Origin of the sequence: Neoalteromonas flava (assembly GCF_002807685.1) — a bacterium.
Lineage (GTDB): Bacteria > Pseudomonadota > Gammaproteobacteria > Enterobacterales > Alteromonadaceae > Alteromonas_E > Alteromonas_E flava.
Genome location: NZ_PEAX01000001.1, coordinates 604,447 through 622,968, shown reverse-complemented (window position 1 = coordinate 622,968; position 18,522 = coordinate 604,447). Strand labels below are relative to the sequence as shown.

At 46.1% G+C, this 18,522-nt stretch carries 19 protein-coding genes; 3 read left to right on the top strand and 16 right to left on the bottom strand.

The annotated features are described in order from the left end of the window. Positions 1-43: 43 nt before the first annotated feature. Entirely contained in the window at positions 44-1,246 is a 1,203-nt protein-coding gene (gene tyrS, locus CSH92_RS02920; RefSeq protein WP_100656092.1) for a tyrosine--tRNA ligase, read from the top strand. A gap of 2 nt (positions 1,247-1,248) precedes the next feature. On the opposite strand, the gene CSH92_RS02915 is transcribed toward tyrS, so the two are convergent. The 16 genes from CSH92_RS02915 to CSH92_RS02840 form a co-directional block, all read right to left on the bottom strand. Beyond that, positions 1,249-1,626 (bottom strand): DUF2721 domain-containing protein, encoded by a 378-nt coding sequence (locus CSH92_RS02915; RefSeq protein ID WP_100656091.1) that lies wholly within the window; start codon positions 1,624-1,626, stop codon positions 1,249-1,251. Then, the gene (locus tag CSH92_RS02910) at positions 1,623-2,054 is read right to left on the bottom strand and encodes a hypothetical protein (RefSeq protein ID WP_100656090.1); all 432 of its coding nucleotides are present in this window, start codon (positions 2,052-2,054) and stop codon (positions 1,623-1,625) included. Before CSH92_RS02910 ends, CSH92_RS02915 begins: the two co-directional genes overlap by 4 nt. Further along, positions 2,054-2,425, bottom strand: coding sequence for a rhodanese-like domain-containing protein (locus CSH92_RS02905; protein WP_164084641.1), 372 nt, complete (start codon positions 2,423-2,425; stop codon positions 2,054-2,056). Before CSH92_RS02905 ends, CSH92_RS02910 begins: the two co-directional genes overlap by 1 nt. A gap of 9 nt (positions 2,426-2,434) precedes the next feature. Beyond that, on the bottom strand, positions 2,435-3,826 hold the full coding sequence (gene ahcY / locus CSH92_RS02900) for an adenosylhomocysteinase (RefSeq protein WP_100656088.1): 1,392 nt from the start codon (positions 3,824-3,826) through the stop codon (positions 2,435-2,437). 95 nt (positions 3,827-3,921) lie between these two features. Further along, a complete protein-coding gene (locus CSH92_RS02895) occupies positions 3,922-4,770 on the bottom strand; it encodes a cobalamin-binding protein (protein ID WP_100656087.1) in 849 nt (282 codons plus the stop codon). Then, on the bottom strand, positions 4,748-5,710 hold the full coding sequence (locus CSH92_RS02890; protein ID WP_100656086.1) for a cobalamin biosynthesis protein CobD/CbiB: 963 nt from the start codon (positions 5,708-5,710) through the stop codon (positions 4,748-4,750). Before CSH92_RS02890 ends, CSH92_RS02895 begins: the two co-directional genes overlap by 23 nt. Continuing rightward, positions 5,710-6,423 (bottom strand): 5'-methylthioadenosine/adenosylhomocysteine nucleosidase, encoded by a 714-nt coding sequence (locus CSH92_RS02885; protein ID WP_100656085.1) that lies wholly within the window; start codon positions 6,421-6,423, stop codon positions 5,710-5,712. Before CSH92_RS02885 ends, CSH92_RS02890 begins: the two co-directional genes overlap by 1 nt. 75 nt (positions 6,424-6,498) lie before the next feature. After that, positions 6,499-7,104 (bottom strand): DUF2726 domain-containing protein, encoded by a 606-nt coding sequence (locus tag CSH92_RS02880; RefSeq protein WP_100656084.1) that lies wholly within the window; start codon positions 7,102-7,104, stop codon positions 6,499-6,501. A gap of 169 nt (positions 7,105-7,273) precedes the next feature. Next, positions 7,274-7,615, bottom strand: a complete 342-nt coding sequence (locus tag CSH92_RS02875) for a hypothetical protein (RefSeq protein ID WP_124916907.1) — start codon at positions 7,613-7,615, stop codon at positions 7,274-7,276. A gap of 133 nt (positions 7,616-7,748) precedes the next feature. Beyond that, the gene (locus tag CSH92_RS02870; RefSeq protein ID WP_100656082.1) at positions 7,749-9,776 is read right to left on the bottom strand and encodes a methyl-accepting chemotaxis protein; all 2,028 of its coding nucleotides are present in this window, start codon (positions 9,774-9,776) and stop codon (positions 7,749-7,751) included. Between the two features lie 199 nt (positions 9,777-9,975). After that, entirely contained in the window at positions 9,976-10,788 is an 813-nt protein-coding gene (locus CSH92_RS02865; protein WP_100656081.1) for a symmetrical bis(5'-nucleosyl)-tetraphosphatase, read from the bottom strand. A 3-nt stretch (positions 10,789-10,791) separates the two neighbouring features. Beyond that, entirely contained in the window at positions 10,792-11,169 is a 378-nt protein-coding gene (gene apaG / locus CSH92_RS02860; protein ID WP_100656080.1) for a Co2+/Mg2+ efflux protein ApaG, read from the bottom strand. After that, positions 11,156-11,980, bottom strand: a complete 825-nt coding sequence (gene rsmA, locus CSH92_RS02855) for a 16S rRNA (adenine(1518)-N(6)/adenine(1519)-N(6))-dimethyltransferase RsmA (RefSeq protein ID WP_100656079.1) — start codon at positions 11,978-11,980, stop codon at positions 11,156-11,158. The genes apaG and rsmA overlap by 14 nt, the downstream gene beginning before the upstream one ends. Then, positions 11,977-12,957, bottom strand: a complete 981-nt coding sequence (pdxA, locus tag CSH92_RS02850) for a 4-hydroxythreonine-4-phosphate dehydrogenase PdxA (RefSeq protein WP_100656078.1) — start codon at positions 12,955-12,957, stop codon at positions 11,977-11,979. Before pdxA ends, rsmA begins: the two co-directional genes overlap by 4 nt. 2 nt (positions 12,958-12,959) lie before the next feature. Next, the gene (gene surA / locus CSH92_RS02845; RefSeq protein WP_100656077.1) at positions 12,960-14,249 is read right to left on the bottom strand and encodes a peptidylprolyl isomerase SurA; all 1,290 of its coding nucleotides are present in this window, start codon (positions 14,247-14,249) and stop codon (positions 12,960-12,962) included. Between the two features lie 27 nt (positions 14,250-14,276). Further along, positions 14,277-16,499: an LPS-assembly protein LptD gene (locus CSH92_RS02840; RefSeq protein ID WP_100656076.1), complete on the bottom strand. Its 2,223-nt coding sequence runs from the start codon at positions 16,497-16,499 to the stop codon at positions 14,277-14,279. A gap of 204 nt (positions 16,500-16,703) precedes the next feature. On the opposite strand from CSH92_RS02840, the gene djlA reads away from it, so the two are divergent. Both djlA and xerD read left to right on the top strand, forming a co-directional pair. Continuing rightward, the gene (djlA, locus tag CSH92_RS02835; protein WP_100656075.1) at positions 16,704-17,531 is read left to right on the top strand and encodes a co-chaperone DjlA; all 828 of its coding nucleotides are present in this window, start codon (positions 16,704-16,706) and stop codon (positions 17,529-17,531) included. Next, positions 17,532-18,440, top strand: coding sequence for a site-specific tyrosine recombinase XerD (xerD, locus tag CSH92_RS02830; protein ID WP_100656074.1), 909 nt, complete (start codon positions 17,532-17,534; stop codon positions 18,438-18,440). The last annotated feature ends 82 nt before the right edge of the window (positions 18,441-18,522 follow it).

The following is an 18,522-nucleotide window of genomic DNA, read 5'->3' as shown; positions in this document are numbered from 1 at the left end:
AACTATGCGGCTTTGTTAAAATACATTCGAAAGTGAGTAGCAAATGGCTGATTGGCAGGCTGCGCTAGAAGAAATAAAGCGTGGCGCAGACGATATTTTGGTTGAGGCCGAACTGATTGAAAAACTGAAGTCCGGGAAACCGCTGAAAATAAAGGCTGGGTTTGATCCAACCGCGCCGGATCTGCACTTGGGTCACACTGTGCTAATCAACAAGATGCGTACCTTTCAGCAACTTGGTCATCAGGTTATATTTTTGATCGGTGACTTTACCGGTCTCATTGGCGATCCGACGGGTAAAAACGTAACCCGCAAACCGTTAACGAGAGAGCAAGTACTTGCTAACGCTGAAACCTACAAGCAGCAGGTATTTAAAATCCTAGACCCAGAAAAAACTGAAGTGAGATTCAACTCAGAGTGGATGGATCAACTGGGTGCCGCAGGTATGATCAAACTCGCTGCCAGCCAGACGGTAGCGCGCATGCTAGAGCGTGATGATTTTAAAAAGCGCTACAACAATGGGCAGCCGATTGCGATCCATGAATTTTTGTACCCCCTGGTACAGGGCTGGGATTCTGTTGCATTAGAGAGTGATGTAGAGCTTGGCGGGACTGATCAGCGCTTCAACTTATTAATGGGGCGTGAATTACAGAAAGAGCAGGGTCAAGCACAGCAAACCGTTTTAATGATGCCTCTTTTGGAAGGTCTTGATGGCGTGCAAAAGATGTCCAAGTCATTAAATAACTACATTGGCATTACTGACGCACCGAATGATATGTTCGGTAAGGTAATGTCGATATCTGATGACTTGATGTGGCGCTATTATGATTTACTGAGCTTTAAGCCATTAGACACAATCGCAGCATTAAAAGCCTCTATTGCACAAGGTGCTAATCCGCGCGATGCAAAGATTGAGTTAGCCAAAGAATTAATTGCTCGATTCCATTCGGAAGCTGCAGCAGAAGCGGCGCACCAAGACTTTATTCAACGCTTTAGCAAGAATGCTATTCCTGATGAAATGCCAGAACTCACTTTGCCGCTGGACAATGAGGGATTAGCCATTGGAAATCTACTCAAAGAAGCCGAGTTGGTTGCCTCTACATCCGAAGCGATGCGAATGATAAAACAAGGCGCAGTGAAAATAGATGGCGAACGGGTCAATGATGCTAAATTAATGCTTACCGAAGAGAGTTGTGCGGTCTATCAAGTTGGCAAACGCAAGTTTGCGCGTATCACTTTGACCCGTTAAGGTTATTTTTCTCGCAAACTGTTGAGGTGCACATCTAGCGCCTCAACAGAAATCCGAATCTCACGCACTGACAACAAAAGTGAGTATAAAAGGCAAACGAGACTAAAGGCGAAAAGCCAACTACCCACCACCTGATAGTCAAGGTAAATCGCTAACATCGACAAGACGCATATAAAGAAACTCACCGCCCCAGCTTCTTGCATTGCTTTGATTAGCTGTATGCGTTTGCGCAAATTGATGATTTGTTTATTCACACTATTGTCATCGTCGGTAAAATTACGAATAACTGTAGCGAGCGTTAGAAAACGATTCGTATAGGCAAGCAACAATAACGATATTGCGGGGAATAACATGGCTGGAGTGGCTAGAGTAATTGTCACTTGGCTAACCTGTCTTTGGTTTTCTGGACCAGCTTTTCAACAAAAGCGATACCAGCTTCTCGCGATTCAAACATTCGTACCGCGAGCGGAAGATCGATACCGACAATATCACTGACTCGCTCCATTTGGGCTTTAACCAGTGGGGACTTGATAGTCATCGCATCGATTACGCAGCCAAATTCCAAGCATGCCTTATAGGCCACAATTATGTGTTGCTCAGCCACTTCGGTATAGCCTTCTGAACCAGTTAGATCAGCGTAGTAGCCAAACGGGCGACCGCCATAGGATTTGGCTAAATCGATAATATCCTTCTTAAAGTGGGCAGTGATATTGTCGCCGATAGCCCCTAAGATTATCGATTCTATAAAGTTGTCGCGCGCATACAGGGTATAACTACCATATTTGTCTTGCCAGCGGCGCTCTAGCATTATTGTGCTAACCTGTGACCGGCTTCCTTCCACCCCATGATGTCACCTTCCAGATGACGCACATCACTGAAACCAGCCTCAGTTAAAATTTCCGCCGCCATGCCTGCTCGCCTGCCAGAGCGACAATAAACTACCACCGGTTTATCTTTAAACTCCGCAATTCGACTGAGCTGTTCGGCAACGTCTTTGTGTGCAATGTTGAGCGCATTTGGCACGTGCCCTTGCGCAAACTCTTCATCACTGCGCACATCTAAAATTAACCATTCACTGGTATCTGCGCTAAGTAATTCGTCAGACGAAATACTCTTGAGATCTGCAGCAGCCAGCGAAAAGCTTAGCGCACTGATCAGGGTAAATAACCATCTCTTCATAGCCATTCCTTAATAACGATAGTCATCATTTTTGAATGGGCCATCAACATTCACTTGAATGTAGTCTGCCTGCTGTTGGGTAAGCTCAGTGATCACGCCGCCAAAACCCTCAACCATATAGCGCGCAACTTCTTCATCCAAATGTTTGGGCAGTACAGTAACACTTAGTAGTTCGCGCTGTTGCTCTGGATCGAGCGCCGCATAGCCTTGTTGGAACAAATGGATTTGTGCTAACACCTGATTAGCAAAGCTACCGTCCATAATACGCGAAGGGTGGCCTGTCGCATTACCCAAGTTCACGAGTCGACCTTCAGACAATAATAAAAGGTGATCAGTCGCGTCGTCCGAACGATAAAGCTTATGCACTTGAGGTTTAATTTCTTCCCAGCGCCAATGCTCACGAGTATAGGCAGTATCGATTTCGTTATCAAAATGACCAATGTTACACACAACCGCGCCATTTTTTAGCCCAGCCAGCATATAGCGATCACAAACATTTACGTTCCCTGTGGTCGTTACTACCAAATCGGTGTTCTCAAGCAACGTTGTATTGAGATTGCTGCCATCGCCCGAATTTTTGCCATTTAGATAAGGCGAAACCACTTCAAACCCATCCATACAGGCTTGCATCGCACAAATCGGGTCAATTTCACTAATGCGCACAATCATACCCTCTTGGCGTAGCGATAAAGCAGACCCTTTGCCCACATCACCATAACCAATAACCAGTGCTTTTTTACCCATAAGTAGGTGATCAGTTGCGCGTTTGATAGCATCGCTCAAACTATGACGGCAGCCGTACTTATTGTCATTTTTTGATTTGGTCACCGAGTCATTAACATTGATTGCCGGTACTTTTAGCGTGCCACGTTTTAGCATCTCAATTAGTCGATGCACCCCGGTTGTTGTTTCTTCAGTGATACCGTGCACGTTCTCCAGCACTTGCGGATATTTATCGTGCAACATTTGGGTAAGATCGCCGCCATCGTCAAGGATCATGTTGGCATCCCAAGGTGCACCGTCTTTAAGAATGGTTTGCTCGAGACACCATTCATATTCTTCTTCTGTTTCACCCTTCCAGGCAAATACTGGCACACCGGCCGCAACAATCGCGGCTGCAGCATGATCTTGAGTAGAGAAAATATTACATGATGACCAACGCACTTCTGCGCCCAATGCCACGAGTGTTTCAATCAGCACACCGGTCTGTATCGTCATGTGAATACAGCCGAGAATTTTTGCACCCTTAAGTGGTTGTTCCTGCATATACTTGGCTCGTATTTTCATTAATGCAGGCATCTCGCTTTCAGCGATGGTGAGTTCTTTGCGGCCCCAATCAGCCAATGATATGTCGGCGACTTTATAGTCACCCGTTGCCATAACGTGATTATCCTGATGCATAGACTTTTACTTACTTATTTTGGATGTTTTATGTACGTAGTATATCCGCATAAGTTCAAAAACCAAGCGACATCGGCGCAATGACTTGGCAGTTGTTAGTCTTTGCTTTGAACTTGTTCGCAAAGACGCGAAAGTTCATCAAGTATGCGCGGTGTAAAGCGATGTACTTTGTTGGCCTCGATGGCAATAATGGGGGCGTTCAAGACTGATTTGTGCGCCTGCCAGAATGCGGCGTGGGATTCGGCCGCATCTTCTATGGTGGTAATCAGCACATCCGGCTTACGGCGTACCACTTCAGCTAGCCGTACTTCAGGATAATCAATCGGCGAATCGCTAAAAATATTTCGGATATTGCACACGGCAAGAAACTGATTGGGCCAGGCGTTATGGCCTATGGTCATCAAGGGTTTATGCCAAAGATAGTAAAATGCCGTCACCACAGGGTTAGCCTGATAGCGTTGTTGTAGCGCAAGCAATTTGCGCATAAATTGATTCGCAATTGCTTGCGCTTGCGCCTCTCGATTGAGGATTTTCCCGAGGGCTATTAGCTCTGCTGCAATATCCTCTAAGGTTTTTGGCGCAGAAGTAAACACACGCACTCCGCTTGCTTCGATACGACTAATATCTTGTGGCTTGTTACCGCCTTGCCAAGCCAACACTAATGTTGGCTGTAAATTAAACAACTGGGTAAAATTGACTCCGTTGGCATCGGCGACCACCGGATGGTCACTGGCGGCAGCAGGATAATCACTAAATGCACTGACAGCCACCAAGTCTTGCTCGGCATCAAGTAAATAGATCCACTCGGATAAATGGGGGGCAAGCGTAACAATGCGCTGTTGAGCTTGCGTAACCGGCTGTGCCTCTGTAGCTATGCTAAAACATATAATCATGCTATTTAGCACAAACATGGCAAGGTAACTACGCAAGGCGCATGAGTCCATAGCTTAATACCGCAAGTAACATGTAGTTAACCACTAAAATTGCTTTGGCGCCTTGAATATATTGCTGCATTATCGCCATGTGGCCTACGCGCGTGGGAAATATCTGATTCCAGCGTTGAAAGCGCCATTTCTTCCCCTCATACATGGCCGGACCACCAAGCTCTGCACTGATTGCTTTTGCGGTAATGCGCAAAATCGCATCGCGGCTTTGCGATGACAGGCTGCGCAGCCATTCAGGAAGTGTATGCCATGGGCGATAAAACAAGCTGAGTACAAAACTAGTATACAGGCGAGGAACAAATCCCAGCCATCTAAAGCATGCAGCAACGGGCAAGCCAAACTGCTTGTATTGGCGATGCTTGAGCGACCAAACTTGCACACATTCATACAATAATCGGGCGCTAATTGCGGCAATCGGCCCCAGTAAAAAATACCAGAACAAGGGGATCGCGACTTGATAGTAAAAACGTAGCACGTTCCCTTCCATTGCTGCTTTGCCAATACCTAGCGGTGAGAGTTGAGTTACATCACGTAACACAAAATGCTGCAAATAGTCGCGACCTAACAGTTTTTGTTGTTTTTGAGCTAAATCAACGATGCGTTTATAGCGGGTAAAATGCGGATTAAAGTGGATTGCAACAATTAAAATCAGTCCTTCAAAAAACCAGCGAAAATAGACCAATTCTAAGAAAAGCCAAAGACAAATCGACAATGGAGCAATTAATAGTGCCGGAGCAAGTACGCCAGCTATACGGTTTTGTTGTATAGAGCGCTGCTCCGCACGGTTAACTCTGCGCGCTAAGCGCAATGCAATAAAGCGAAAAAAAGTTAATGGGTGGATTTTTTCTGGCCATCGCCACACAGACTCGATGAGCATCGCCAAAGCAATCAACCATGCAGGTTGAAGTAGTGGTGATGCCCACAGCAGGTGCCAATCCATCAGCCGACTAATTGAATGTCTTTTAAACGCTTGATCATACCCATAACGAGTTCGGCAGAATGCTTAGCTGCTTTGTCGATATAGGATTTAAAAGATACAGAAGAGCTCTTTCCGGCAATATCAGACAACGAGCGGATCACCAGAAATGGAGTATCGAACATAAAACATGTTTGCCCGATGGCTGCCCCTTCCATTTCTACTGCACACATATCGGGGAATAATGTGCGTAAGCGCTCTACTGCTTCGTCACAGCCAATAAATGAATCACCAGTGCAAATAAGACCACGCTTACTAGTGATGTGCACGACTTCTTCAGCGGCTTGCTCAGCGGCTTCGATCAAGCGAACATCTGTCGGATAAATGTCAGGCATTCCAAACACTTGACCGCGCGCGTAGCCGAAATGGGTAACATCGACATCGTGATGCTGAACGCCACTGGCAATAACGAGGTCGCCAATATCTAAGGTCGGATCAAAGCCACCGGCAGAACCAGTATTAACCACAAAATCAGGCGCGTACTGGTCAATTAGGATAGTCGTTGCTACCGAAGCGGCAACTTTGCCTATGCCACATTTAGCGACAACCACATCAACGCCATGCAATTTTCCAGAGTAGAACTGGAGGTGAGCGTATTCTTCAACGCGGACATCTTCGAGAGAACTTTTTAACAGCGCAACTTCCTGATCCATCGCGCCGAGTATTGCAATTTTCATGTTTCACATAAGGTATTGTTTAATTGCGCGCAGTGTAATCTAAAAGCGCGCAAACTAACACCTTTGCAACCAGTTTTAAGCAGTAACTGGGCGGCTGGAGCGTAACGGACGAGTGGGACGCTTGCTACCGTCAGGGCGTTTTCCGCCACCATTAACTAGCGGTTCTTTGGCGAGGGCCTTACGGTATGGAATGAGCTTCACTTCGATACTTTCACGCACCTCTGATACGGTATAGCCAGATTTGACTTTTATCCTCATATGCGGAACTTTAGCTGCTTCTAATGCACCACTGACGAACCAGTCTTTTTGGATCTTGTAACCTTCTTTGCCCTGCTGGTAAACCAAATCGATTGCCAGCACAGGATCCATATTAGACTTACTGCACAACACAAAGTCGAGTTGCTTACCAACAGCTTTGCTTAATGCAGATTTACTGTTCTTGGTATTTGAACCTTGCTTAATACTGATCAAGTCAGCCAAGCGTACACGACAAATAATCCGAAATTCATGTCCCATGGCCTTTTCCAAAAGCTCGAGGAAGTTGCGCTCGACGGGAGTGAATAGCTGAGATCGTCGACTGAACGGGAAACTCAATTGCGTAGCAGTTGATTGCGCACTTAACTTCACGGCGCCGATCCCGACAAATACTAAAAGCATTAACAATACAATGGCGAGTTCCATGAAAATCCTCTTTACACAATGATACGAAGTCAAAAATTTGACGTTGACAGAGCTGATCTGCAACGTATCAGGAACTTTGCAAGGCAAGTGCCAAGTTAATTGATTACTTTATAGATGGAGATAAAAAGGGTAAGAAGCCTTTCAGTTACCGAAAGGCAGGATAACAGATTTATAAAATCAGGATGTCGACTTGAGCTCCGGTATTATCCGCAGAAATAGCGACTCTCACGCGGTTTTCTTGCATGGTAAGTAAGGTTCTGCCATTAAACACAGAATGCACCGTTAGCTCATTGTGTTGGGTTTGATAATACGCGATAGCGTCATCGGTAGAGAGCGGGATATGATAGCTCATTGATTGATGTGGTTGGTCATCACTAGCGTTAAATTGTTGACACATTTTAGCGGCTGAATGTACGGCTACGCCATCTAGCGATAAAGGGCAAGATTGATCAGTTGCAGCCTGCAAGCCAAAGGATGCAAAGCAAAGAATTGCAAGGGGTACGCTTTTCATAACTTGAAACAACAATAATCCGACAGTCATTTAACTATAGTCTTAACTCAGTAGGTCAGCAATGCGCCAATTTATACTTGCGTATGAGTAATTAAAAAACGCGGCTGAAGCCGCGTTTTTTTTAAGGTTTCGATTAGGACACTTTAAATTGTTTGATCGATTGTTGAAGTTCTTCAGCTAGTTTCGCAACTTCTTGACTGCTTTGTGAAGTTTGTTGCGCACCGACGGTCGTTTCCTCGGCTATACCAACAATACTCTCCAAGCGTTCACTGATTTCCTGTGACACCACATTTTGCTCACGTGCGGATTGTTCAATCTGAGAACTAACATCATGTGCTTTGTGTACAGCATCTGAAATCAAATCTAGTGCAGCGGTAGCTTTCTCGGTCTGTTCGACACAAATCGTGGTTTGCTCTTTACCCTGAGTCATTACTGCTACTGCTTTCTCAGCACCGGCCTGGAGCACCTCAATCATATTGTTAATTTCTTGCGTGCTTTCCTGCGTGCGGCTGGCCAAGGTTCTCACTTCATCGGCAACAACCGCGAAACCACGGCCTTGCTCGCCAGCACGGGCGGCTTCAATTGCTGCGTTTAATGCGAGTAAGTTGGTTTGATCAGCAACCCCACGAATAACATCAAGAATTCCGCCAATACTGGCACTGTCTTGATGCAACTTATTAATAACGTCCGCAGCTTGCTCAACATCCTTCGCTAACACTTCGATAGTGCTCTTGTTTTCGAGTGAAATCGCTCTGACTTTTTCAGCCTCTTTGTCAGCATGCTTGATTTGCGCCAACGTGTCCTCTGCGCTTTGCGTAACCAACTGTGAAGTACTGTGCATTTCTGTAGTTGCAGTCGCAACCTGAGCGATCTGAGATTTTTGATCTTGAATAGAAGCGGTAGTCTGCGTGGTAACTGCAGAGGTTTGCTCTGACGCCGCCGCTAATTGCTCTGCACGAGAGCGAATACCAGAAACCAATTTGGTAAGACTATCTATCAGGTTGTTACAGTTGCGAGCAAGATCACCAAACTCGTCTTTGCTTTTCTCTTGAATTTTTTGGGTTAAATCGCCAGAAGCCAAGACATTTAAAATCCGGTTTACCTTATCTAGCGGTTTGGTTATAGCGGTTACCGTGTAATAAGAAATGCCGCCAGCAATAATCAGCGAAACTATCACGATAATAATAATGCTGGTGGTGGCTCCGCTTACCGAGCTATTAACACTCTCTTCGGTGACTTTTACTTTCTTATCAGCTAATGCAAGCAGGCTATTCAATTCAGTAATTGCTTGCGCTATGTTTTCTTCAGAAGCTTGCAATGCCGCTTGCGCTGCCTGAGCGCGTTCTAGACGCTCAACATGCAATGCCAAGATACCATCGTTGGCTGAGATCGCAGAGGTCGCACTACTAATTAGGTCTGCAATATCGGCCATCGTACCTGAGCTGTCCCGGCCACCCTCTGCTTGTTGCATGTCAGACAGTTTCTGCGCTATCTGACCAACAATTAATTCAACTTCATTGCCGATGGTTTGCGTGCGCTGAATGGTCTCAGTTTTTGCATATTCGATTGTAACGGTGACCAAGGACAATAAATCACCCTCGATTTCACTACCAATTTCGGCGGCTCGTCTCAAGTTAGAATTGCTTTGTACTGAGTCCATGTCACTAAAGTCGAGAATATAAGAAGAAGCATCATCGGCATTGTCTTCCAAATCACCGATTTTATCTTGCACTTCGTTGCGCAGCTCTAATTCCCGTTGATGATTACTGTACATGGAATCAACGTTCCCTTCGTATTCCTGGAATGTTGTCACAACATTGCCCAGTGCTACGCGTAATTCTTGGTCAGCTGCGACGACGCTTTCTAGTCCTTTAAGCTCAGTATTAAAGTTGCTTTTACTGTTATTGAAGCTGTCTTTCTTGCTGGCTAAACCGTCCAGTGTCGGTTCGTAGTAGGCTTCAAAAGTTAATCGCCCCATATTCAGGAAGGCTGCTTTGAGCCCGTTACTCCCGGCCACGGCTGGTATAGCGACTTTGTTAACCTGTTCAGTTTCACCTTGAATGTCACTGAGGTTACTGAGCGATGAATAACTGATCACTAAGAGTAAGAGGATGATGATAGCAAAACCACCATAGATCCGTCTTGCGACTGTGATTCTCATAGGAACTCCTGAGCCTGTGCTTGTATTACAACGTGGGTGTTGCGCAACTACCGATTGTATCGAGTGTGACAAAATCCGCAGAAAATTACACCCCCTGAGGTTAAAAATTTAGTTCAATCTTTAGCCTCTGTCTGCTTTTATTGCGCTAAAAGCGAGAAAAAAGCATTATTATTAAGTTATCGACCTGCATTTGATTCCCTTAAGTCTGATTTTTAACGGAAAAGTAAGTCATGTCATCAAGCCGCAATGCGGTTAACTTGCCGCCCCATACGTAGCCAGTGTCGAGTCCAATAAATTGGGCATGATCAGACAAACCATTTAATGCTGCCCAATGACCAAATATTACACGGTGCTTTTTCTTTAACATTGCATTGTTGAGCTGAAACCAAGGCCGATATTTTGTTGGGCAGCTGGCCGGAGAGTCCTTAATTGAAAAGTTTAATCGTTGCTGTTGATCAAGAAACCGCATACGTGTCATTGCGTTAACGATAAAGCGCAAGCGGTCATCGCCAGACAAACCGTTTTTCCATTGGTTTGGTGTATTGCCATACATGTTTTTTAAGAACGCTTCACATTTCTTACTTTTCAGCTTTTGTGCGACTTCATCGCTATATGCCACACTTTGTTTAAGTGACCACTGTGGATAAAGTCCGGCATGCACTAACAGCGTACGCTTGTCGAGTCTGAGAGCCAGTGGTTGGTTACGCAACCATTGCACGAAATCGGGTAGCTGTGGCGAGTTTAGCAACGCATCAAGGTTGTCTTGTGGTTTGGCTTTGCGGATGCCGTAACAAATGGCCAAGAGATGCAAATCGTGGTTGCCCAGAACGGTTTTGAAGCTGTCTTTGAGATCGAATAACAATTGCAAGGTAGATAAGGAATCTTCGCCACGAGCAACTAGGTCACCAACCGACCATAAGGTATCTTTGCTCGGGTCAAATTGAATCGATTTAAGCAAGCGTTTTAGCCCGGAGTAACACCCCTGAATATCACCGACGACGTAGTTCGCCATCGTTTAATTCACTAAATGGGGCACACGCAAGCCAAATACATCGATTGGAGCCTTAAAATGCTTTCCATCAGCAGCGCGCATTTCATAATAGCCTTGCATGGTCCCAACCGGTGTATCGATCACCGCACCACTTGTATAGACAAATGACTCACCCGGCTGGATAGTGGGTTGCTTGCCAACCACACCATCGCCGCGCACTTCCGCAGTTTTACCATTGCCATCTGTGATGAGCCAATAGCGTGTCATTAGCTGCGAGGCTTGATCACCAATATTGCTAATCTCTACTTGATACGCAAATGCGAATTTACCTTCATCAGTTTTCGCATGCTCAGCAAGATAGCGGGTTTTGACTCTTACTTGGATTGCATTATTGACCGTCATGCAGCCCCTTGTCTGAATGCTTTTCAACAAAGTTAGCTAACTCTGCGTAGTCGGTCAATGCGAGATTTTCTGCGCGTAGGTCCGGAGAAATATTAAGTTCAGACCAGTCTTCATCAGCAATCAGCTCTTTTAAACTATTGCGTATGGTTTTCCGGCGTTGGTTGAATGCCATGGCGCAGACTTGATTTAAACGCGCGATATTATCCACGGCTACCGGTGGTTCGATGTAGGGGATCAAACGTACGATCGCAGAGTCTACTTTAGGCGGCGGCTTAAACGCGGACGGGGGAACGGGCAGCACAGGCATCACTTGGCAGTAATACTGTGCCATTACTGATAGACGCCCATAATTTTTATGGTTTGGCCCCGCCGCCAGACGATTAACCACCTCTTGTTGCAGCATAAAGTGCATATCCGCAATGCAACCGGTGAAGCTAAATAGATGAAACATCAGTGGAGTTGAAATGTTGTAGGGCAGATTACCAAATACTCGGATCCGCTTTCCATCTTTACACAAAGAGCCAAAATCAAAGGTTAGTGCATCTTGTTCGATTACCGTTAACTTGGACTGAATGAAGGGATGATGGCGCAATCGCTTCGCTAAGTCGCGATCCAGCTCCACTACGGTTAAATGATTGATAACCTCGCAAACAGGTTCGGTAAGGGCGCCCAGGCCGGGGCCAATTTCAACCATAACCTGGTCGTTTTGCGGATTGATAGCGCTAACAATCTTGTCAATGATGTACTCATCATGCAGGAAATTTTGTCCAAATCGCTTGCGTGCGGTATGGCCAAGGTGCTTGTTACTCATTGCTGTTTCCCTGCCATTTCAATTGCTGTAGCCAATGCCAAATGCATGCTCCCTGCATCCACATTGCCAGACCCGGCCAGATCACAAGCTGTGCCATGGTCCACAGAAGTACGAATAAACGGCAAGCCCAAGGTAACATTTACCGACGCTCCGAAGCCCTTATATTTGAGCACCGGAAGCCCTTGGTCGTGGTACATGGCGAGCACAATATCGGCGTCTTCTAAATATTTAGGTTGAAAAATTGTGTCTGCGGGTAACGGGCCAATGACATTTAGTCCCTCAGTGCGCAATTGATCAAGCGCAGGAGTAATTGTGGTTATTTCTTCTTTACCCAAATGGCCGTTTTCACCGGCATGAGGATTAAGCCCACAGACATATATTTTAGGCGCTTCTATACCCAGTTTGAGGCGTAAATCTGTATTGATGATATGGATGACTTTGTGTAACCGCTCCACTGTAATCGCACGCGAAACATAGGCTAACGGAATATGCGTCGTCGCTAATGCTACACGTAAACCCTCGGTGGCCAACATCATAACCACATCAGTGGTGTTGGATTGGGCCGCAAAGTATTCAGTGTGTCCGCTGAAACTAACGCCTGCTTGATTGATGATCCCCTTATGCACAGGACCGGTAACAACGGCGTCAAACTCGCCGTGCATATTTGCTTCGCAAGCGGCACGTAATGTTTCAACGACATAATGCCCATTATCGCTGTCAAGCTCACCCACCTGCACAGGTTTATCACACGGGATATGCTTTACAAAAAGCTCGCCTGCTTTTTGCAGGCGTGTTTCGTCCAATTCAAAATCGGTTAACTGTAAAGGCAGGCCTAATAGTTCAGCGCGCTGAGCCAGCATGCTTTTATCAGCGAAAACAACAAGCTGAGCATCCCACTGCTGCTGCGCTATTTTGGCTACTAAGTCGGGGCCAATACCCGCAGGTTCGCCTGGCGTTATCGCAATACGCAGTGTCATAGTTACGCGTTCCCACCACCAACAATTTCGATGTAAGCAGCATCGCGCATTTCGCGTAGCCAGCTGTCTGTTTCTTCAGAAAACTTGCGATTAAAAATTAATTGATAAGCTTTGTCTTCTTTGCGTCGCTCCGTTGCATCGTCCATGCGTCGTTCAATCAATTGAATTAAATGCCAGCCGTGCTGTGAACGCACTGGCTTACTAAATTCGCCAGGTTGAAGGGTTGCTAGGGTGTCACGGAAAACTGGCACATATACATTGGGATCGGTAAAGCCCAATTCGCCACCGCGCAGGGCAGACCCCGGATCTTCTGAATGTTCTTTGGCTAACTCTTCAAAGGTTTTTTCACCGTCAATGATTTGCTGTTTAAAGGTGTTGAGCATCTCTTCGGCTTTTTCTTCGCTGAGAATAATCGATGGCGTGATCAGAATATGGCGAGCATTGACTTCTTCTACTTCAACCGTTTCTATCCCACGAGTATCTAACACTTTTAAGATGTGAAAGCCTGCGCCGCTGCGAATCGGACCGACGAGCGAGTCTTTGCGCTTGGACTGCACAGCTTCAGCAAATAGCGTAGGCATTGAGTTAATATTCATCCAGCCCATGTTGCCGCCTTCCAAGGCTTCAGAGCCAGAAGACGATGCAATCGCTATTTTGGCAAAATCAGAGCCACTTTCGAGTAATTCGATCACTCTCTCGGCACGGTCTTTTGCCGCAGCAATATCGTCATCTGAAGCCTGTGGAGGAAAACCGATTAAAATGTGCCCCAGTTGATATTCCGCTTGTTGCGCGCCTTGTTGGTCGATAAGGTCAACCAGGGTATTAATTTCCTGCGGAGTGATGTAAATACGGCGACGCACATTCGCCCGCGTAACTTCACCCGTAATCAGTTCTTGGCGCACAGATTCACGGTATTGCTCATAGCTGATGCCTTCAAGGGCAACTTGAGAGCGCAATTGCTCCAACGTCATGCCTTCACTCTGGGCAATGTTGCGTATGGTTTGGTCCAGTTGAGGGTCACTGATGCGGATCCCCATGCGGTCAGCCATCTGCATTTGTAAATTGGTTAGTATGAGGCGTTCAATCGCTTGCGTGCGCAAGGCACGGTCAGAGGGTAACGATTGATCATTGGCGATGGCATTACGCTTGACATTGCTGATCAGCTCTTGGATTTCGCTTTCAAGGATCACGCCCTGATCAACAATGACAGCAACGCTATCTAGTTTTGTTTCTTGCGCATGGATGTGACTGGCTGATAGAACAAAAGCAAGTGCTATTAAAAGTTTCTTCATAGATATTAACTAACTCTAATTTTCTAATTAATTTAAAACGTAGGGTTGGCGGTACCCAAACATACCCTCTTCGAGCATTTCTCGATTGTTGCGTGACGAACCAATTCCTTTAAAGATAAATTGCAGTGCGACGCCGGAGTCGAACTCATTTGTGCTCTGCACGCCACCGCCATCAAAGCGATTACTTAAATGACGTTGAGCGACGAAACGTAAAGCCCAACAGCAAGATTCATATTGTAACCCGAAGTATGATTCTATACTGCGATTTAAGTTCAGATCGCGATACCAGCGTCCCACCCAATGCCACTTGTCGCTGATTGGCCAACTCGCTGAGAGGCCAATTTGGTCAATTTGTTCACCCGATAAATTGCGTACATAACGATGACTCAACTGCACTAAGCTCGCATTATCGCGGCGATATTCCAAGGCTAAGCTACTCCGATCAACCTTGTCAGAAGCGCTGGACACTTGCACGTCAGAATGCACCAACCAGCGCTTACTGATACGCCAATCAAGCTCTGCAGCAATTGCTGAACTGTTCTCGTCTTTTGCTGCTGCCACAACACGATTATCATCGAGATAAAAAATTTGCCCCAAGCTTATCACTAATTGCTCGCGGTTGGCGGAATCCAATAATCGGCTGGTTACCCCCAGTGTGACTTGATTATTATCACTGATGCGATCCAAGCCGGTAAACTCCTGACCACGAAACAAACCATCGACGTCATTGAGCAGCAGTGTGGTATCATACAAGCCAATATCCGACTGGTCTTCGTAACTGGTATATAAGTACTGGAATTGGGGCTCAAACGTTAGCGTCGAGGCTTCTCCATCCCATGTCTGATTGCGTTCAAAAACCACGTTGCCATACAATCTTACTTGCCCTAGCGTGCGGGTAACTTCTTCCGCCAACTCAGTGCCTTCGACATCTTCTTGTTTATAATGGGTATTCAAAACACTGGCTTCGGCGAGCAATTCACCCCATTGGCGTTGATAAGGAATGGCCAACGTGGGAGCAATGTGAAAGCGCAGTGCTTTTGGTTGTTCAGCGAGAGGATTATCAAAATAGGCCAATTCAGAGTTGATCCTTAAATCCACTAAGTCATGCAGCGACGTGCGGTATTCAAGTTTAGTTTCAGGTAATGCGCGATAGGTGTCTTGATGATCACCGATGACCTCAAAATCGCGCAATTGAGCCGTGAAATCCAGTTGTTGAGTATAATAAGATACGCCAATCGTGCGGTATAAATGGGTGTCAGCTCGGTTATAGAAATCGGATCCTAAGTCCACAATATAGTTATCGTCGCTTAATCCGTTGAAATCGATATTAAGTTGCCAATTTTTGGCGAATTGCCCTTGGTGAAAGACACGATAAAAATACCGGTCAGAGTCGCTGCCAGCCAACTCGTCATCATTCGGTAAATATTCTAAGTGGACGCTTCCGGTTGCATTTTTCAATAAATAGCGAAACTCGTTTTTTATTTGTAAGCCCCGGTCAGTCATGAGACGTGGTGAAATCGTCATGTCGAAATTAGGCGCGATGTTCCAATAAAACGGCTGTTCATAATCAATACCAGTAGCGCTTGAGCTTGTTATATTGGGGAACAGTAGTCCAGTTTGACGCTGCGTTGATACGGGAAATGCAAAGTAAGGCAAATAGAAAACGGGTACACCTTTGACATAAAATCGGGTGTTTTTCGCCTCACCTAAGACTGAGCCTTTTTCGAGGCTGATTTCACTGGCGCGGATTTGCCAATCTTCGCTACCGATAGGGCAAGTGGTAAAAGATACATCTTGTAATGAGATCCCTTCATTGGCATCGACAGAAATTTGATCCGCAGCTCCATGTCCAACGAAGCCAGTCAATTGGTAACGGGTTGCAATTAGGTTCAGCTTTTGACTGTTTGAATCGACATTAACAGACTGACTTTCTACTTTGAGCTGTTCACTTTGGTAAGTGACATTTCCTTCGGCGAAGACGCTTTTGCCATTATCTTCAATGGTGGCTCTTTCGGCGCTGATAACCGCACGTTCACTGTAAATATCAACATTTCCTTGAAATAAGGCGGTCTTATCTTCGATAATTTCAGCTTGATTGGCGCGCACCACAACTTCCCCACCAGACGTCAATTGTTGGGGATCAAAGGAAACGGGTGGCACGGCACATAATGTCACCGGCTCTTGCGCTAGAACTCCAGGGCTTACTGCTATTGCCGTTAGCGCTAGTAACGCACAGTGTGAAAACTTCAAAACGGTTTTGCTCTTTTGCTAGGTGAGTAAGACACGAACAGTAATCACCTATACGGTTGATTTTGCCAAATTATGGCGATTTTAAGCTGTTATCCCCGATTAACCAAGCAAACAACGTCAATTAGTCGCTTTTTCTGTGATTTTCTTTCGCTCTAAGGGTTGATCAGTTAGGATTCAGACTCGTTGCGGAGGGTTCATAGCACTATGGCATATTGGGGTAAAGTTGTCGGCGTTGCGCTGGGTTTCATGGCTGGTAAATGGGTTGGGGCGATTCTAGGCCTGATCGTGGGGCACATGTTTGATAAAGGTTACAGTCAAGACTTTAGTCAAATGGGGGGCTTTGGCCGTTTTTTTACTGATAAAGACAATTTCAAACAGCAAGCAATCTTTTTTCATACTTTATTTGCCACCTTAGGGCACTTAGCCAAAGCTGACGGAGCAGTTACCCAATCAGAGATTGCAGTGGCGAGCCGACTAATGGATGAAATGGGTCTAAGTGGAGAAACTAGAGAGGCTGCTCAGGCAGCTTTTCGTGAGGGCAAAGCTGCAGATTACCCGATTCAGGCAACCATCACCGAATTTGTGGATTCCTGCCATGGACGTCGAGATATCATCCAGATTGTGCTGGAAATTTTAATTCAGGCCTGCTTTTCTGACGGTCAGTTGTCGCAGGCTGAATATAACGTGTTAGTGAAAGTCGCCAAAGCGGCCGGATTTAGGCGGCAGGAACTTGACTATTTGATCCGAATGTATGAAGCGGAAGTGCGTTTTCGTCAAGCGGGACCGCGACAAAACCGCTCTCAGAGCTATAACGAGCAGCAGCGATCAGCCGATGCCTATCAAATTTTAGGTGTAGCCCCGAATGCCGACCATGCCACCATCAAAAAGGCGTATCGTAAATTAATGTCGGCCCATCACCCCGATAAGTTGATGTCTAAAGGTTTGCCAGAACAAGCAATGCAGGTGGCCAAGCAAAAGGCACAGGATATTCAGCAAGCCTATGAGTATATTAAGGAGTCGAGAGGTTTCTAAATGAGCGTGGTGAGTCGTAACCAAAACCTGTTAGATGAGTTTCTGCAGGTGCTATGGTTAGAAAAAGGCTTAAGTGAGAATACTGTCAACGCTTATCGTTCTGACATTAGCGCTTTTATTACGTTCTTAACCCAGTCCTCTGTATCAGAGCAAGAGTTAAATTCCGTTGAAGAAGAAGACATCCAGCGGTTTATCGACCACCGCAATCGTGCAGGCATGAGTCACCGCAGTAACAGCCGGGCGATGAGCGCGTTGCGCGCATTCTATCGCTATCAGGTTAATCGAGAGCGCCGTGCGAGTAACCCACTGCGCCAGCTAACCAATCCCAAGGTGCAAATAGGATTACCGAAAACGCTTAGCGAAGCGCAAGTCGACGCATTACTGGATGAACCGCGCACTGACGATCCGATAGAATTGCGCGACAAAGCTATGCTTGAAGTGCTCTATGCTACGGGGTTACGGGTCAGCGAGTTAATCAGTTTGGATACATCCTCCTTGTCATTAACACAAGGGGTTGCGCGTGTCACAGGTAAAGGCAATAAAGAGCGATTAATGCCGCTGGGTGAAGCGGCACTTGACCAATTGCAACGCTACATCAAAGAAGCAAGACCACAATTACTGCAGCAAAAATCAGACATATTGTTTCCCAGCTCCCGCGGGCGCATGATGACACGACAAACATTTTGGCATCGCATCAAGCTGTATGCGTTACGTGCCAACATTCAGGTCGCGTTATCACCGCATACACTGCGCCATGCATTTGCAACCCATTTATTGAATCATGGCGCCGACTTGCGCGTCGTCCAGCTACTGCTGGGGCACAGTGATCTATCGACCACACAAATATATACTCACGTTGCTAAAGAGCGGTTACAGTCTTTGATCGGAGAGCATCATCCACGCGGCTAGCAGGAAAAGGTATTCGATAAGGTACGCAATAGCTGCGGCGAGTCATTTTGGCTAAGGCCATTCTCTGGTAAACTCTTACGCA